Genomic DNA, 16,426 nt, shown 5'->3' with positions numbered 1-16,426 from the left:
GGGCTAGTCGTCGACCGGCGGCAACATCATCGAGGCGAGGAAGGCGTTGGTCAGTTCGGTCATCCGGCCTGCCTGTGCCGAATACTGATCAACCGCGGTTTGCAGGAACTCTTCCTGGACCTTGCGTAACTCGACTGGGTCCTTGCAATGAAGCAGCGCATGCTGCGTCTTGACATCCTCCTGGATGCGCGCGGCCAGAAAGCCCATGAACTCAGCCCCGATATCGCCAAGCTTCTCGACAGCATCCATGGAAAACCATGCGGCCGGAAGGCCCGGCATCGTTTGTGCCTTCTTATTGGTCGTCATCTCAGCCCCCTTTGCTGTCTTCTGATCGGATGAAAGAATAGCGCGCCCCGTCGGGGGCGCGCCATGATCCAGGTCAGGTGATCAGCGCCAGGATCCCCTTCCGGGGCAGGCCGCCGCTCAGAACGGGATTTCGTCGTCCAGGTCGGACCGTCCGCCACCACCGGCGCCGCCACCCGATCCGCCGCCGTAGCCGCCGTCCCCGTAGCCGCCGCCTTGGCCGCCACCACCGCTACCGCCGCCGTCACGGCCGTCAAGCAGCGTCAGCTCGCCGCGGAACGGGCGCAGGACGACCTCGGTCGTGTAGCGCTCCTGCCCGGACTGGTCCTGCCATTTGCGGGTCTCCAGCTGCCCTTCCAGATAGACCTTCGAGCCCTTGCGCAGGTACTGCTCCGCGATCTTGGCGAGGTTCTCGTTGAAGATGGCGACCGAATGCCATTCGGTCCGCTCCTTGCGCTCGCCCGTGTTGCGGTCGCGCCAGGTTTCGGAGGTGGCGATGCGCAGGTTGCAGACGCGGCCGCCGTTCGGGAAGGAACGCACCTCTGGGTCGCGCCCGAGATTCCCGATGAGAATGACCTTGTTGACTGACCCCGCCATGAAACGTCCTCCGAAAGATTCTTGTTGCCAGAAAGATTCTGGTTCCCCGACGGTATATTCAGCCCAGCCCGGCAGAGAAAGCGTAAAGGCGCCGAAGATCGGCGCGATCCCGCTGTCAAACCCGGGTTGTAGAGGCGCGATTGGGTGCCGTCTACACCTCCGGTCCAATTTCGGGCGGCGCCGGCGTCGGGCAAATCGGCGGCAGAGCGCGGCAGGTCGCTGCGCCGCATCCAAGGAGATACCCATGAAGACCATCATCGCCGCAGCCCTGCTTGCCGCCACCAGCATCGCGGTTCCCGCCCACGCCTCCGAGAAGATCGACGCGGCCACGCAGACCCAGATCACCGAGCAGTTGACGGCCGAGGGCTACGAAGTCCGCCGGATCGATACGGAGGACGGCTACTACGAAGTCTACGCGATGAAGGACGGCAAGAAGGTCGAACTTTACCTCAATGACGCGCTCGAAATCGTGAAGTCGAAAAGCGACAGCTGATCCCGGAACGGGGCGCCGCCGGATCGCGGCGCCCTTTCCCGTCAATTGGGGAGAGATGGAATGACCAAGGTCAAGGTCTGGGACCCGGTGGTGCGGGCCTTTCACTGGACGGTCGCGGTCGGGTTCGCCGCGAACGCGCTGCTTACCGATGCCGAAGGCAAGCTGCACGAATGGATTGGCTACGCGATCTTCTTCCTCGTCTGCCTGCGCATCCTTTGGGGGTTGACTGGCACACGACACGCGCGATTTGCGGATTTCCCGCCCTCGGTCGAGGCGGCGGTGGCGCAGCTTTCGGACATGGCGGCGGGGCGCAATCATCCCCATGTCGGCCATTCCCCGCTGGGCGCCTGGATGATCTACAACCTGCTCTTGTCGCTCATCGCGATCTGCGTCACTGGATACATGATGACGACGGACACCTTCTTCGGCATCGGCTGGGTCGAAGAGGCGCATGAGATCCTGGTGACCTGGGCCGAGGTCTCGGTCCTGGCCCATATCGCCGGGGCGGTCTATGAAAGCCGCAGGCTCGGGATCAACCTGCCGAAGTCAATGGTGACCGGGTACAAGGAAATGCCCTGACGGGGCGGGAGCGGGAATGCCAAGCTTCACGGCCAAGACCAGCACGATCAGCGCGGCGCTTGTCGTGCTGATCGTCTTGCAGGGGTTCTGCGCGGTCTTTTTCCTGATCGATATCGCGCACGACTTCATGGAGTACCGGCAGCCCGACTTCAGCCTGCTGCACTCCTCGCTCGAACTGACGGCGAACCTCGCGCTCTTGGCGGGCGCGGCGGTCGAGGGCATCTTCCTCGCCGGCCTTTTACGCCGGCAGGCCCATGCAGAGCGCGCGCTGTCCGCGGCTTCGGGCGCGCTGCACGACCTGATGGAGCAGTATTTCGAGGACTGGGGCCTGACCGTGTCCGAAGCCGATGTCGCTGCCTTCACGATCAAGGGCTATTCCATTGCCGAGGTCGCGCAAATGCGCGGCTCGGCCGAGGCGACGGTCAAGGCCCACCTGAACGCCATCTACCGCAAGGCGGGGGTGACGGGGCGGTCGCAACTTGCCAGCCTGCTGATCGAGGATCTGATGAACGGCGCGCTTTCTGCCAAGGTCGGGCCGCGCGAAGATGCCGCGCGCCACCCGGTGCAAAAATCTGGAACGGACGGTTAAAATCTGTATAGTCGCGCGCAGTTTGCGGGATGAGGGATCCATGCGTCGGGTAGTGGCTTGGGCTTCTGCGGTGGTCATGATCGTGCTGCCGCTTTCAGTCGCGGCAGAAGGACTTGTCTTCACCACCACCAAGTCGGGCTCGCGGAGCGCACTTTTCAAGCAGCAGGCGGCATTGCTCGACACCCGGCTGGCGACGCAATATGCCGCTTCGGCCAAGGTGCTTCCGACGGCGATCGCGCCCAATTCGGTTTCCATCCCAAGCTATTCGGGGCGCTACCGCGGGCTTTACCTTGACACCGCGAAGGCTGCGGCAGACCGGCACGGCGTTCCGCAGGACCTGTTCCTGCGGCTGGTGCAACGGGAGTCCGGCTGGAACCCGTCGGCCGTGTCGCACAAGGGCGCGCAGGGTCTGGCCCAGCTCATGCCCGCGACCGCGCGGCGGCTTGGCGTCGATGCCACGGACCCCAAGCAGAACCTGGACGGGGGCGCGCGCTATCTTCGGATGATGTACGACCGCTTTGGCGACTGGCGTCTGGCGCTGGCGGCTTACAACGCCGGGCCGGAGGCGGTTGCACGCCACGGTGGGGTGCCGCCCTACGCCGAGACCCAAGGCTATGTGAAGGCGATCCTCGGCAGCTGAGCCTCAGGCGCCCTCAATCCGATAGTCGCGCGGAATGCCGCGTGTCGCCCGCCCCCAGACCGAAGCTGCAGCCCTGTCCTGATGCGCCGCAAAGGCCGCACGGTCGCGAAACACCTCCCGCACCGCGAAGCGCAGCGGATCGGCCATGGAGCGGAAGACCTCGAAGCTGAGGCAACCCGCCTCGGCCCGCGTCAGGCGGATGTGGTCCGACAGCAGGTGCGACACGCGGTCGGCCTCTTCCAGCGAGCGGCAGATCAGGAAGCCGGTCAGGATCACCTGGGACAAGGGGGCGCGGCCTTTGTTTCGGGGCTTTCACGGGGGAGCGGATGCCCCTGGAACCCTTCTTGCGAGAGATCGCGCGTCATTTCCACGAAAAACGTGCGCCGGGGTCCGTCAGGCGTGCCTCACGGGGCCGGAGAGAGCCGCGTGATCCCGGTGGCCGCCGCACGCGCCAGATCCGGGTCCAGGGACATCGGGATGTATTCGCCCCGCCGCCAAAGCTCTGACAGGTCGTCGTAGTGCCGGCTGAGCGGGTGCCCCGACTGCCCCGTCGACAGGATGAAGACCGAGCTGTCCGGGTCGGCGAAGTCGTAAACGCCGCGATAGCCCGCGCCATGCACGTTCAGGAAGGGCTCCGGTTCCGTCCCGGCGGTCTTGCCGCGCAACAGCGTGTTGTCGCCGCCCGAGGTCGACTGGCGGATGTTCACGAACCATTTGAGCACCGGCATCTTTCCCAGCACCGAATGGTCATGGGTCGCCTGATGCGCCTCGCCCCAGCGCCAGCTTTCGACATTGCTGCCGAAACGGGCGGACAGTGTCACCAGCGCGTCGTCCAGCGCCAGGCGCGCGATCTCGTCGCAGCTTTCCACGGGGGCGGAGCGCAGCACATCGCACCAGCGCCCGGCGCCGTCCACGTCGCGGAACACCCGCTCGATGAACAGCGGCTCAAGATGGTTGAATTCCTCGGCCAGGGGGCCAAGCTCATCCCGGATCAGCCGGAACTGGAGCGCCCGCATCCAGGCGGCGTAGATCAGCGGCTCGGGCAGATGCTCGCTCATCTCTCCGTCCCAGTTCGCGAGAAGGTCGAGCGCGCGCTGCCGCATCCGGTCCTGTGTGCCCTCCGGCGCGGCCTCGCCCGTGAACCACAGGTTCGCGGCGACCAGCGGCAGAAGCGCGCGCGCCGCCGGAGAGGTTGTGTCAAGCTGGGCTGCCATGAAGCTTTCGCGGCTATGGACCTCACGTTCCTGCATCAGCCGGGTCCAGCGTTGCACCCTTTGGCTGTCGCCCCAGTAATCGCTGACGTTTTCCGGGAACGGCCGGTCGATGGTCTTGTTGTTGGTATTGCCGACGATGCCGCCCTCCGGGTTCTGGAAGCGCGGGTTGTCGGAATAGGGAAAGTAGCCCTGCCAGCGGTTCTCCGCGATCCAGCCGGGCGAGGGCATGCGCCCCTTGGTCTGATGCGCCGCGTCACGCCGGGGCACCTTGCCGATCATCACCATGCCGACGCCATCAGGCCCGGCAAGGACAAGGTTCCGCGCCGGTGCGACGTAGTTCTCACCCGCCGCCATCGCCTGTTCCACGGTTCGCGCGCGCATGATGTCGATCGCCGCGCCGATGGACCGGTCTGCCGGGTCGAGCGCGGTCCAGGACAGCGAAGCCACATAGCCCTGCGGCGTGACCGAGCCCAGGTCGTAATGCGACCCCGGCAGCACCGGCCCGTTGTCGGTCCAGCGCAGGGTAACGGTCACCGGTGGCGCGTCCTTGATCGTGATGATCGCCTTCTTGGTCTCGAAGGGTTTCCAACCGTCCGCTGTGCGGTAGCGTTCCGGATCGCCGGGGTTCAGCTCCTCGATATGCACATCCTGGTCGTCGAGATAAGCGGAGGTGATGCCCCAGCCCAGCCGGTCATTGCGCCCCGTCAGGATCGCGGGGATGCCGGGGATCGTGCCCCCGATGACGCCGCCGGTCTCAAGCTCCATATGGGCGAGATACCAGACCGTGGGCGCAGAAAACGGCAGGTGCGGGTCGTTGGCCAGAAGTGGGGCGCCCGCCGCCGCGCGTTCGGCCGCGGCGGCCCAGGCGTTTGACGCCCCTGCGAAAGCCCCGCGCCGGAACGGCGAAAGCGGATCTTGGGGACCAATGTTCAGCGCGGCGTAGGATCGCGGCACGGTCGGAAAAAGGCTTGCGAAAGGGGGCAGGGCGGCGGTGCCCGGCCCCGGAACTTCGGGCAGAAGATCCTTCACCCAATCATCGGACAGAAGCGACAGCCGCGCGGTCAGAACCTCGCGCTCCAGATGACCCGAGACCTGAAGCGCCATCAGCTTCAGGATCGCGATGGAATCGGCAGGCTGCCAATAGGCGATCTCGTTCGAGAACAGGAAGAACTCCGGTGCGCCGCGGCCCTTCGCATCGGCATTGACCTCGCCGATCCAGGCATTGACGCCCTCGGCATAGGCCTGAAGCGCAGAAAGCGTCGCCGGGTCCTGAACGCTGACCGACCGCGTTGCGATCCCGTAAAGGTCGAGCCGCCGCATCAGCTCGTCCACCACCAGCGTCCGCTCGCCGAAGATCTCCGACAGGCGGCCCTGGACGGTACGGCGAAGCAGCGTCATCTGCCAGAGCCGGTCCTGCGCATGCGCAAAGCCCAGCGCAAAGAAGGTGTCGCGGTCGCTGGTCGCGAAGATATGCGGCACGTCGGCGGTGTCGCGCACGATCTCCACTTCGCCGTCGAGGCCCGCGAGCGCGAAACTCGCGTCATAGTCGGGCAAGGAGCGGCTGGCGAAGTAATAGGCCAGCGAGGCGCCCGCCACCACCAGGGCAACAGCCAGAACGACGATACGCAAGAGCCAACTGAAGGCGGTATACATCTGGACCTGCGATAGCGCGGTTGACGAACGGGGCAGGGCGGTTAACTAGGGCAGAACGGTCCCGACCGCAATGACCAGAGGAGACGGCAATGGCGAAGGTGGCATTTCTCGGGCTAGGAGTGATGGGTTTCCCGATGGCGGGGCACCTCCAGGCCAAGGGGCATTCGGTGACGGTCTACAACCGCACCCCGGCAAAGGCCGCGGCCTGGGTCGGAAAACATGGCGGCAGCGCGGCCGCCACCCCCGCCGAAGCGGCGAAGGGCGCTGAGTTCGTGATGGCCTGCGTCGGCAATGACGACGACCTGCGCTCCGTCTGCCTGGGCGAGGCCGGCGCCTTCGCAGGTATGGCCAAGGGGGCGGTCTTTGTCGATCACACCACCGTCTCGGCGGCGGTCACGCGCGAACTGGCCGCCGCTGCGGCGGAGCTGGGGCTGGGCTACGTTGATGCGCCCGTCTCGGGCGGGCAGGCAGGGGCCGAAAACGGCGTCCTTTCCGTCATGTGCGGCGGGTCGGAAGACGCCTACGCCCGCGCCGAGCCCGTGATTGCCGCCTATGCGCGCATCTGCCGCCGCCTTGGCGATACCGGTGCGGGGCAGCTTGCCAAGATGGTCAACCAGATCTGCATCGCGGGTCTTGTCCAGGGACTTTCCGAGGGTCTGCACTTCGCCGAAAAGGCGGGGCTCGACATCGTCGAACTGGTCGAGGTCATCAGCCAGGGCGCCGCTGGCAGCTGGCAGATGGCGAACCGCCACAAGACCATGGCCGACGGCAAGTTCGACTACGGGTTCGCGGTGGACTGGATGCGAAAGGACCTCGGGATCTGCCTCAGAACCGGGGACGAGATCGGCGCGAGCCTTCCGGTCACCGCACTGGTCGATCAGTTCTACAAGGACGTGCAGAAGATGGATGGCGGGCGCTGGGACACGTCAAGCCTCATCGCGCGGCTCAGAAAACTCGGCTGATCCTCTTCTTTTCCCAAATATCCCGGGGGTGCGGGGGCAGAGCCCCCGCCCGCATCGGCCCGGGCGGCACCCGGGCCCAAACCGAGTTCACGGAATGATGCGGGTGTATTTTGTGCCCGTAAGCTTGGCTCCGGCGATGAAGCCCGACTGCCCGTAGACCAGCGCGATCACCGGCGCGAGCGAGGTCGTCGTGTCCGCCCCGAGCGACCCACCTTGGTCGGGCAGCGCATAGGCCATGTTCGCACCCGCCACCCAGCCCGGCGACGTGCGGAACTCGCTCAGCGCCTCGGGCGTCATGAAGAACAGCGCATGCGCGTATTGCTGCGCGCCGATCTGCAAGCCGACGCTTGCCTGCGCCGCCGAGTAATAATCGACCGTCGCCCCGTTGATGCGCAGCGCGCCCTTGCCGTAGGATCCGCCGAAGGTGATGATCCCGGCCTCGGTGACGAGCGGCACATAAAGCACGCCCACCGCCTTGGCCATCAGGTCGCGCGTGCCGGGATAGGTCGTCACCAGGTAGTCACGCGCGGCATCGACCCGCGCGTCGAGCTTGGCCGCTCCGTCCCCGCCCAGACCGTTGCCACAGGCCGCAAGGCCAAAGGCCGCGCCCCCCGACAGAACCACGCTCCGCCGCGTCAAACCGCTCATGTCAATACTCCGCTCTGTTGCCTCGTCAGACGCAGGGATACTGCGCCGGGCGGCCTCTTGGGGCCGTTCTCCTACCAGCTATAGTGGGTTTTTTGCCTTCTGTCATCAAGTCTTGGGGCTGGATCTGCCACCGATCCCGCAGCGGCGAGGGTGTGGCGGATCTCCGCCGGCCTAGCCCAACATCTTTGCGACGCGCGGTGCGAAATAGGTCAGCACCCCGTCGCAACCCGCACGGCGGAAGGCCATCAGGCTTTCGAGGATCACCTCCTCCTTCAGCCAGCCGCGCTCGATCGCGCCCATCAGCATCGCGTATTCGCCCGACACCTGGTAGGCGTAGGTCGGCGCGCCGAAGGCGTCCTTCACCCGGCGGCAGATGTCCAGGTAGGGCATCCCCGGCTTGACCATCACCATGTCCGCGCCTTCGGAAAGGTCGCGCGCGACCAGCCGGATCGCCTCGTCCGAATTGGCCGGGTTCATCTGGTAGGTCTTCTTGTCGCCGACCAGCCGCCCGCCGGCGCCGACCGCATCCCGGAAAGGACCGTAGAAGGCCGAGGCATATTTCGCCGCATAGCTCAGGATCGCCACGTCCGAATGGCCTGCACCCTCAAGCGCCGTGCGCAGCGCCCCGATACGCCCGTCCATCATGTCAGAGGGGCCGAGGATATCCGCCCCCGCCTCGGCCTGGGCCAGCGCCATGCGCACCAGCGCCTCGACCGTTTCGTCGTTCAGGATGATCCCGTCGCGCACCAGACCGTCATGCCCGTTGGCATTGTAGGGGTCGAGCGCGATGTCGGTCATTACCGCCACATCGGGAACGGCGGCCTTGATCGCGCGGATCGTGCGGTTGGTGATGTTCTCGGGGCTCCAGGCTTCCTCGCAGGCCTCGGTCCTGAGGGCCGCATCGGTATAGGGAAACAGGCAGATCGCCGGGATGCCGAGGCGCGCGGCCTCTTCCGCCGCGCGGACCGCGCCCTCGACCGTCACACGGGCGACGCCGGGCATCGAGGCCACGGGCGCGTCGGCGCCGGGCACGTCGGTCACGAAGATCGGCCAGATCAGGTCCTTGACCGACAGGTGCGTTTCCTGCGCGAGGCCGCGCAGCGCGGGCGTCCGGCGCAGGCGGCGAAAGCGGGTGGCGGGGAAGGGGGCCTGGGTCGGGGTCATGATCGTGCCTTTCCTGTTGCGTTATCGGGTCGCATGGATCGGCGATCATCTCAAGGGTGGAAAGCGCCGCAGAGCGAGGCTAGCATCTGGCTCAGGTAAAAAAAGGGATGTGCCGCGTGGAGTGGAAGGTACTGATTTCCGAGGTGATCGACCTCAGATCGTTCTCGAACCTCTGGTACTGGATCGCGCTGGCTGTCACTTGGTCGCAGGCCAGCCACTGGGTGATCGGCATCCCCTTCGACATGGTCCTGCGCGCACGCCGTTTTGGCGGCGAGGCGGAAACGGAGCTTGAGCAGTTCACGCGCCTTTGCGTCAACCGCGTCCTTTATATCGCGCAGACCGCGGGCCTTGGTCTGACGGCGATCGGGTCGGCCATCTATACGACGCTTGCGCTTCTGGGCTTCTATTACGCGGTAGAGATCTGCCAGGCGCTGTTCCTGATCATCTTTCCGCTTGGGCTCGTCGCGCTGCTGACCCTGCGCACCGCCCGGCGCATCGCGCAGGACGGGGACAGCGGTGAATCCCTGCGCAAGCGGCTGAGCCGTCATCGCATGGCCATCCAGGGCGTCGGGGTCGTGTCGATCTTTGTCACCGTGATGTGGGGCATGATCCAGAACATCAACATCTCGGTCCTGCCTCACTGAGACGCGGGTTGACTTCCGGCGACGGGCGGATAGGTGAGCGGCATGAACCGGGAAAATCACATCACGCTGTCGGGCGCGCCCGAGGGGTTTGACGCACTGCTTCTGGCGCGCGGGCTTGAAAAAGGCGCGCCCGTCGTCCATGTCGCGCGCGACGACAAACGGATGGAGGCGATGCGTGCCGCGCTGGCCTTCTTCGCCCCCGATGCGCCGGTGCTGACTTTCCCGGCCTGGGATTGCCTGCCCTACGACCGCGTCTCGCCCAACCCCGACGTGTCCGCACAGCGGATGGCCGCGCTCGCCACGCTGGCGGCGGGTCTTTCCGGGCCGTTCATCCTGCTCACCACGCTCAACGCCGCCACGCAGCGCGTGCCCGCGCGGGAGGTCGTGAAATCCGCCTGCTTCACCGCAAAGGTCGGAACCCGCGTGAATGAAGCCGCCTTGCGCGACTACCTGGTCCGCATGGGCTTTTCGCAGACCTCGACGGTGTCGGAACCGGGCGACTATGCGATCCGGGGTGGAATTATCGACATCTTCCCGCCGGGCGCGGGCGGGCCCGTGCGGCTTGACCTTTTCGGCGATGTCCTCGACGGCGCGCGCCGCTTTGACGCCGCGACCCAGCGCACGACGGAAAAGCTGACCAGCGTCGATCTTGCCCCGGTGTCCGAGGTCATCCTGGATGAGCCCTCGATCACCCGGTTCCGCCAGAACTACCGGATCGAGTTCGGCGCCGCGGGCAATGACGACCCGCTTTACGAGGCCGTCAGCGCGGGTCGCAAACACGCGGGCGTGGAACACTGGCTGCCATTCTTCCATGACCGGCTGGAGACGCTTTTCGACTACCTTCCCGGCGCCTCGGTCATGCTGGACGACCAATTGACGCCCGCGCGGCTCGCGCGCTGGGAAGGGATCGCGGATCAGTACGACACGCGGGCCGAGGCGATGAAGCGTCGCGACCGGCTGGATTCCGTCTACAAGCCCTGCGCGCCGGGCCTGCTTTACCTGGATGATACGGCCTGGAACGCCGCCGTGGCGGGCCTGCGCACGCTGCAACTGGTGGCCCTTCCGCAGCCGACAGGTCCGGGCGTTCTGGACATGGGCGGGCGTATCGGTCGCAATTTCGCCCCCGAACGCCAATTGGAAAACGTGAGCCTTTTCCGTGCCTTGGCGGACCATCTGAAAGCTCGTTTGAAGGAGGGGCAGGTCGTCGTCGCCTCTTATTCCGAGGGTGCGCGCGAACGCCTCAAGGGCCTTCTGGAGGACGAGGGCGTCGCCGGCCCCGGCCTTGCCCGCGACATGCGTGATGTGGGCGAAGGCAAGGGCGGCCTCTGGCTTGCGGTCTGGGCGCTGGAACACGGGTTCGAGGCCACCGGCCTGACCGTTATCTCCGAGCAAGACGTGCTGGGCGACCGGCTGATCCGGGGCGCCAAGAAGCGCCGCCGCGCCGAAAACTTCCTGACCGAGGCGCAATCGCTGTCGCCCGGCGACCTTGTCGTCCATGTCGAACACGGCGTCGGGCGCTACAAGGGGCTGGAGACCATCACCGCCCTTGGCGCCCCGCACGAATGCGTCTCGCTCGAATACGCAGGCGGAGACCGGCTTTACCTGCCGGTCGAGAACATCGAACTGCTCAGCCGCTATGGGCACGAAGAGGGGCTTCTCGACAGGCTGGGCGGCGGCGCCTGGCAGGCGAAGAAGGCCAAGCTCAAGGAACGCATCCGCCAGATCGCGGAGCGCCTGATGCGGGTGGCGGCCGAACGCGCGCTGCGTTCCGCCCCGATCCTCGAGGCCCCGCACCACGACTGGGATGCCTTCTGCGCCCGCTTCCCCTACCAGGAAACCGACGACCAGATGGCGGCGATCGAGGAGGTCGTGACTGACCTTTCGGAAGGCAGCCCCATGGATCGCCTGATCGTCGGCGACGTGGGGTTCGGCAAGACCGAGGTCGCGATGCGCGCGGCTTTTGCGGCCGCGATGTCGGGCGTGCAGGTTGCGGTCATCGCGCCGACCACGCTGCTGGCGCGCCAGCACTACAAGACCTTTGCCGAACGCTTCCGTGGCACCGCGATCACCGTGCGCCCGCTCTCGCGCTTTGTCTCGGCCAAGGATGCTGCCCTGACCCGCCAGGGGCTGGCCGAGGGAACTGTGGACATCGTCATCGGCACCCATGCGGTGCTGGCCAAGACCGTCAAGTTCCGCACCCTTGGCCTTCTGGTCATCGACGAGGAACAGCACTTCGGCGTCGGCCACAAGGAACGCCTGAAGGAGATGCGCAGCGAGATCCACGTGCTGACGCTGACCGCCACGCCGATCCCGCGTACGCTTCAACTTTCGCTTACAGGTGTCCGGGATCTCAGCATAATCGGCACGCCGCCGGTCGACCGCCTGGCGATCCGTACCTATGTGTCGGAGTTCGACACCGTCACCATCCGCGAGGCGCTCCTGCGCGAACATTTCCGCGGTGGGCAGTCCTTCTACGTCGTGCCGCGCATCGCCGATCTGCCGGAGGTCGAGGATTTCCTGAAAACCCATGTGCCCGAGGTCAGCTATATCGTCGCCCATGGCCAGCTTGCGGCGGGCGATCTCGATGAGCGGATGAACGCCTTCTATGACGGCAAATATGACGTCCTGCTGGCGACCACGATCGTCGAAAGCGGTCTAGACATCCCGACCGCCAACACGATGATCGTGCATCGCGCCGACATGTTCGGCCTGTCGCAGCTCTACCAGATCCGAGGCCGCGTGGGCCGGTCCAAGACGCGCGCCTATGCCTACCTGACCACCAAGCCGCGCGCGCCGCTGACGCCCGCGGCGGAAAAGCGGTTGCGGCTTCTTGGGTCGCTCGACAGCCTCGGCGCGGGCTTTTCGCTGGCCAGCCAGGACCTTGACCTGCGCGGGGCGGGCAATCTTCTGGGCGAGGAACAGTCGGGCCATATCCGCGAGGTCGGCTATGAGCTTTATCAGGCGATGCTCGAGGAAACGATCGCCAAGCTGAAGTCGGGCGACCTCCAGGGCCCCGACGACGACGGCCAGTGGGCGCCGCAGATCAACCTTGGCGTTCCCGTCCTGATCCCAGAGGATTACGTCCCGGACCTTGACGTGCGGCTTGGCCTTTACCGGCGGCTTTCCGGCCTGACCACCAAGGTCGAGCTTGAGGGCTTTGCCGCCGAGTTGATCGACCGTTTCGGGGACCTGCCGAAAGAGGTCAACACCCTCCTCGTCGTCGTCCGCATCAAGGCGATGTGCAAGCGGGCAGGCATCGCCAAGCTCGACGCCGGACCGAAGGGCATCACGATCCAGTTCCACAACGACCGTTTCGCCGACCCGGCGGGTCTGGTCGAGTTCCTCCAGGCCGAAAAGGGTCAGGCGAAGGTCAAGGACAACAAGGTGATCCTGACCCGCGCCTGGGCCTCGGAGGCGGAGAAGGTCAAGGGTGCCTTCGCCGTGGCGCGCGATCTGGCCGAGAAGGTCGTCGCAACGGAAAAAACCGCCAAAGCCAAGCGGGCCAGCGCCTGAGCCCTAGTGCGGCAGCGTCCGCCGCATCAGGAGCCAGGCAAGCGTCGAGCAGAGAACCACGCCTGCGATCACGGGCACAGCGGTCCCGTCAAAGGCCTGCCCAAGCGGCCCCGCGATCATCACCGCAAAGACCGTCGAGATAGCCGAGATCACGGAGGCCGCCATGCCTGCGATATGGCCCATCCGTTGCAGTGCCAATGCGTTGAGGTTGCCGAACGTCAGACCGGCCATGAAAAAGACGCTCGACCCCCAAAGGAAGAACACCGCGAAGCCAAAGGGTCCCGTCCCGATCCCGCCCAGCACCAAGGCCATTACCACCACCGAGGAGATCGCCTGCCACAGATAGGCGTCGGTGGCGAGCCGCCGCATCCCCACCCGCATCACGAGCTTCGCGTTCAGGATCGACGCAGTCGCGGCGATCCCCGCCATCAGCGCGAACCACTTCGGAAAATTTTCGCCCTGGTCATAAGTTTCGGCGAAGAGTTGCTGCGCAGAGGACAGAAGGCCGAACATCTGTCCGAAGCCCAGGGTCATCACGACGGTATAGATTCGGATGTCGCGGTTCGAGAGGACCTCCCGCGCGGAAAGCAAGATGTTGTGCCCCGAGAGGGGCCGGCGGTGGGCGGGGGGCAGCGTCTCGGGCTGGCGGAGGCTGACCCAGCCCGTCGCGATCAGCCCGAAAAGAACGAAGGCCAGGAAGACCGCGCGCCAGCCCGCAAACCCGATGATCAGCGCGCCGATCGAGGGCGCGACGGCTGGCACGATCATGAAGATCGTCATCGCGAAGGAAGTGACGCGCGCCATCTCCCGACCTTCGTAAAGGTCGCGCACGAGTGCGAGGCCGACGATCCGCGGACCCGCCGCGCCAAGGCCCTGGATGACGCGGGCGGCCAGAAGAAGCTCGATCGTCGGGGCGTAATGGGCCAGAACCGCGCCGCCGATGTAAAGCGCGAAGCCCCCGGCGATGGCGGGCTTGCGCCCCGTCGCGTCCGAAATCGGCCCGGCGAAGGCAGTGCCCAGCCCCATCCCCAGCACGAAGGCCGTCAGGATCAGCTGTGCGTGGTTCACGGCGTCGGGCGTAAGTTCAGCCGCGATCTGAGGAAGGGCGGGCAGCATCGCGTCGATGGAAAAGGCGATGGTCGCGAACAGCATGGCGATCATCGCCGTGAACTCGGCCAAAGCCAGGCGGCCGCGCACAGGCGGGGTATCAACCGAGCTACTCATGATGCTGTATCTTTCGTTTTTTCAACGATTTCGTCGATGATCTTGATCCAGGTTTCGGCCGGCTGCGCACCGCTAAGGACGTAGGTGTTGGCGATGACGAAGGTCGGTACCGCGCTCACGCCGCGTTCGCGGGCATGCGCGTCACGCGCGGCGATCTCCTCGCGATCGCCATCACCGGCCAGCAGCCGCGCGATCATCGCGCGATCCAGGCCGACGCACGCGGCCACGTCGGCGAGAACCTCGGTGTCGCCGATATCGCGACCATCGCGGAAATAGGCCCGGAAAAGGGCGGAGACCATGGCGGTCTGGCGACCCTCAAGCCCCGCCCAGTGGATCAGTCGATGCGCGTCCAGCGTGTTGGGGGAGCGCGTGATCTGGTCGAGGTTCAACTCGACCCCGGCCTTGGCCGCGTGCTGCATGATCGGCACATGGGCCTGCACCGCCCCGTCCTTGCCGCCGAACTTCCATTCCAGATAGGTGCGCCGGTCCATGCCCCCCCTCGGCATCTCGGGGTTGAGCTGGAAGGGATGCCATTCGATCTCGAAGGGGTGGTCGGGCCGTGCCTCCAGCGCGCGGTCAAGCTTCGCCTTGCCGATATAGCACCACGGGCAGACGGGATCGGATAGAATATCGAGTTTTATCAATGTGATTTCTCCCATTCCTCACGAAGGGACCGGCGGTTGATCTTGCCCGTCGCCGTGCGCGGCAGGGTGTCCTGATGAAGGTAGATGCGGGGTTGCTTGTAGCGGGCGAGCCCGGCCTCGGCCGCGGCTTTCAGGGCCTCTTCGGTCGCCGTGCCGGAATGGATCACCGCGATGACGCTTGCGTCTGCCTTGACCCGCGCTTCGATCGCGGCGCAGGCCTCAAGGCCCGGAACATGTGCCAGTGCGGCCTCGACCTCAGCCGGGGCGACGCGGAAGCCGCCTGCGTTCATCATGTCATCGGCGCGTCCCAGGTAGGTGATCGCCCCGTCCTGCGCCATCACGGCGCGGTCGCCGGTCAGGAACCAGTCACCCTGGAACCGCACGGCGGCCTCTTCCGGCGCGTCGGCATAGCCCAGGAACAGCCCGGGATCGGAGCGGTGGACGGCGATGGTTCCTTCCTCTCCGCGCGGGACGGGGGCGCCGGCGGGGTCAAGAAGTGCGACGGCGCGCCCGGGCTGGACGTAGCCAAGCGTGCCCTGCGGCGCCGGGCGGCTGGGCGCGCCCGATACGAAGGTTGAGCACTCCGACATGCCGAAGGCTTCGTGGATCGGCGTCCCCGTGGCCTCCAGCCACGCCTTGCGCGTCGCCTCCGGCAGCTTTTCCCCGGCTGAGAGCCCGTGGCGCAAGCGGGGCAGGACGAGGGGCTGACCGGACTTGAGCATTTGGCGGTAAACCCCTGGTGCTGCGGCGAAGATCGTCGTATCGAAGCGCTTCAGAAGGAGGGGAATCTGGTCGGGCGTCACCCCGGCGGCGGGCACAAGCGCGGTTGCGCCAACCGTCCAAGGGTCCATCAATCCGGTCCCCAGCGTGTAGGTCCAATTCATGGCGCCCGCGTGCAGGACCCGGTCGGCCTCGGTCAAACCATACCAGCCTTCGAACATCATCTGGCGCGCCAGGATCGCGCGATGGGCATGCAGCACCGCGCGCGGCACGCCGGAGGTGCCGGAGGTGTAGATCACATAGGCCGGGCGATCGTCCGCACCCATCGCGAAGGGGGCGGGGGGCAGCGTCTCCATGCGCCTCAGCGCCTCGGCCTCGATCACGCGCAGCCCTTCGGGTCGGGTGACGCCCGCGCCCGCGACGGCAAGCCTGGGGCGAAGGTCCTGGGCGATGCGATCAATCTCGGGCTGGGTCAGCTGGCTTGAACAGACGATGGGCACGATGCCCGCCGCGATGGCGCCCAGAAACACGAGCGGAAATTCCACCCCGTTGCCCAGCCGCAGAAGCACCCGGTCGCCGGGGGCGACGCCCTCAGCCAACAGACCCGTTGCAACGCCGCGCACGGCGGCAGAGAGGCGCGCGTAGCTCCACCGTTCGGCCCCCGTCGGGCGCAGGATCTGCAGGGCGATCTTGTCGCCCAGCGCCTCGGCGCGCGCCAGGACATGCGCGGCGAGATTGAAGGACGCAACCGGCGAAACGGGACGAGGGGGCTGGCTGAGGGAAAGCATGCGCCTTCGCTACCCCCCTTGCCGGGGCGTTGCAAGGCACAAGGAAAACGC

General features: G+C 66.2%; 16 protein-coding genes. 7 read left to right on the top strand and 9 right to left on the bottom strand.

Annotated elements, in window-relative coordinates; all coding sequences use genetic code 11:
• Nucleotides 1–3: 3 nt before the first annotated feature.
• Together OE647_RS13615 and ssb are read right to left on the bottom strand one after the other, a co-directional pair.
• The gene (locus tag OE647_RS13615) at nt 4–306 is read right to left on the bottom strand and encodes a phasin family protein (protein ID WP_263722293.1); all 303 of its coding nucleotides are present in this window, start codon (nt 304–306) and stop codon (nt 4–6) included.
• Nucleotides 307–423: 117 nt separating this feature from the next.
• Nucleotides 424–900 (bottom strand): single-stranded DNA-binding protein, encoded by a 477-nt coding sequence (gene ssb, locus OE647_RS13610; protein ID WP_263722292.1) that lies wholly within the window; start codon nt 898–900, stop codon nt 424–426.
• 244 nt (nt 901–1,144) lie between these two features.
• On the opposite strand from ssb, the gene OE647_RS13605 reads away from it, so the two are divergent.
• The 4 genes from OE647_RS13605 to OE647_RS13590 are packed head-to-tail and all read left to right on the top strand — an operon-like array spanning nt 1,145 to nt 3,201.
• Nucleotides 1,145–1,393 carry a PepSY domain-containing protein gene (locus tag OE647_RS13605; protein ID WP_263722291.1) on the top strand — a complete coding sequence of 83 codons (249 nt, stop codon included), beginning with the start codon at nt 1,145–1,147 and terminating at the stop codon, nt 1,391–1,393.
• Between the two features lie 60 nt (nt 1,394–1,453).
• The gene (locus tag OE647_RS13600) at nt 1,454–1,972 is read left to right on the top strand and encodes a cytochrome b/b6 domain-containing protein (RefSeq protein ID WP_263722290.1); all 519 of its coding nucleotides are present in this window, start codon (nt 1,454–1,456) and stop codon (nt 1,970–1,972) included.
• 16 nt (nt 1,973–1,988) lie between these two features.
• On the top strand, nt 1,989–2,561 hold the full coding sequence (locus OE647_RS13595; protein WP_263722289.1) for a helix-turn-helix transcriptional regulator: 573 nt from the start codon (nt 1,989–1,991) through the stop codon (nt 2,559–2,561).
• A gap of 40 nt (nt 2,562–2,601) precedes the next feature.
• Nucleotides 2,602–3,201 carry a lytic transglycosylase domain-containing protein gene (locus OE647_RS13590; protein ID WP_263722288.1) on the top strand — a complete coding sequence of 200 codons (600 nt, stop codon included), beginning with the start codon at nt 2,602–2,604 and terminating at the stop codon, nt 3,199–3,201.
• A gap of 3 nt (nt 3,202–3,204) precedes the next feature.
• Here OE647_RS13590 and OE647_RS13585 read toward each other — a convergent pair whose 3' ends face one another.
• Together OE647_RS13585 and OE647_RS13580 are read right to left on the bottom strand one after the other, a co-directional pair.
• Nucleotides 3,205–3,477 carry a putative quinol monooxygenase gene (locus tag OE647_RS13585; protein WP_318527948.1) on the bottom strand — a complete coding sequence of 91 codons (273 nt, stop codon included), beginning with the start codon at nt 3,475–3,477 and terminating at the stop codon, nt 3,205–3,207.
• A 128-nt stretch (nt 3,478–3,605) separates the two neighbouring features.
• Nucleotides 3,606–6,068 (bottom strand): penicillin acylase family protein, encoded by a 2,463-nt coding sequence (locus OE647_RS13580; protein ID WP_263722286.1) that lies wholly within the window; start codon nt 6,066–6,068, stop codon nt 3,606–3,608.
• An 89-nt stretch (nt 6,069–6,157) separates the two neighbouring features.
• On the opposite strand from OE647_RS13580, the gene OE647_RS13575 reads away from it, so the two are divergent.
• Nucleotides 6,158–7,030 (top strand): NAD(P)-dependent oxidoreductase, encoded by an 873-nt coding sequence (locus OE647_RS13575; protein ID WP_263722285.1) that lies wholly within the window; start codon nt 6,158–6,160, stop codon nt 7,028–7,030.
• An 87-nt stretch (nt 7,031–7,117) separates the two neighbouring features.
• Here the strand turns inward: OE647_RS13575 and OE647_RS13570 are convergent, their stop codons facing one another.
• Nucleotides 7,118–7,678 carry a lipid-binding SYLF domain-containing protein gene (locus tag OE647_RS13570; RefSeq protein ID WP_263722284.1) on the bottom strand — a complete coding sequence of 187 codons (561 nt, stop codon included), beginning with the start codon at nt 7,676–7,678 and terminating at the stop codon, nt 7,118–7,120.
• Between the two features lie 171 nt (nt 7,679–7,849).
• Nucleotides 7,850–8,842, bottom strand: a complete 993-nt coding sequence (gene hemB / locus OE647_RS13565) for a porphobilinogen synthase (RefSeq protein ID WP_263722283.1) — start codon at nt 8,840–8,842, stop codon at nt 7,850–7,852.
• 107 nt (nt 8,843–8,949) lie between these two features.
• Here hemB and OE647_RS13560 point away from each other — a divergent pair, with 107 nt between their 5' ends.
• Together OE647_RS13560 and mfd are read left to right on the top strand one after the other, a co-directional pair.
• Nucleotides 8,950–9,486: a component of SufBCD complex gene (locus tag OE647_RS13560; protein WP_318527947.1), complete on the top strand. Its 537-nt coding sequence runs from the start codon at nt 8,950–8,952 to the stop codon at nt 9,484–9,486.
• A 42-nt stretch (nt 9,487–9,528) separates the two neighbouring features.
• Nucleotides 9,529–12,999 (top strand): transcription-repair coupling factor, encoded by a 3,471-nt coding sequence (gene mfd, locus OE647_RS13555; protein WP_263722280.1) that lies wholly within the window; start codon nt 9,529–9,531, stop codon nt 12,997–12,999.
• A gap of 3 nt (nt 13,000–13,002) precedes the next feature.
• Here mfd and OE647_RS13550 read toward each other — a convergent pair whose 3' ends face one another.
• Genes OE647_RS13550 through OE647_RS13540 form a run of 3 tightly spaced genes read right to left on the bottom strand, consistent with a single transcriptional unit; the run spans nt 13,003 to nt 16,375 of the window.
• Nucleotides 13,003–14,223, bottom strand: coding sequence for a multidrug effflux MFS transporter (locus OE647_RS13550; RefSeq protein ID WP_263722279.1), 1,221 nt, complete (start codon nt 14,221–14,223; stop codon nt 13,003–13,005).
• Complete coding sequence (locus OE647_RS13545; protein WP_412174953.1) at nt 14,220–14,867, bottom strand: DsbA family oxidoreductase; 648 nt, start codon at nt 14,865–14,867, stop codon at nt 14,220–14,222. Before OE647_RS13545 ends, OE647_RS13550 begins: the two co-directional genes overlap by 4 nt.
• Nucleotides 14,864–16,375 carry a class I adenylate-forming enzyme family protein gene (locus OE647_RS13540; RefSeq protein ID WP_263722277.1) on the bottom strand — a complete coding sequence of 504 codons (1,512 nt, stop codon included), beginning with the start codon at nt 16,373–16,375 and terminating at the stop codon, nt 14,864–14,866. The genes OE647_RS13545 and OE647_RS13540 overlap by 4 nt, the downstream gene beginning before the upstream one ends.
• Nucleotides 16,376–16,426: the final 51 nt, after the last annotated feature.

The organism is Albidovulum sediminicola (assembly GCF_025751575.1).
GTDB classification, from domain to species: Bacteria; Pseudomonadota; Alphaproteobacteria; order Rhodobacterales; family Rhodobacteraceae; genus Albidovulum; species Albidovulum sediminicola.
The sequence above is the reverse complement of the archived record's forward strand: the minus strand, read 5'-3'. Positions and strand labels throughout refer to the sequence as shown.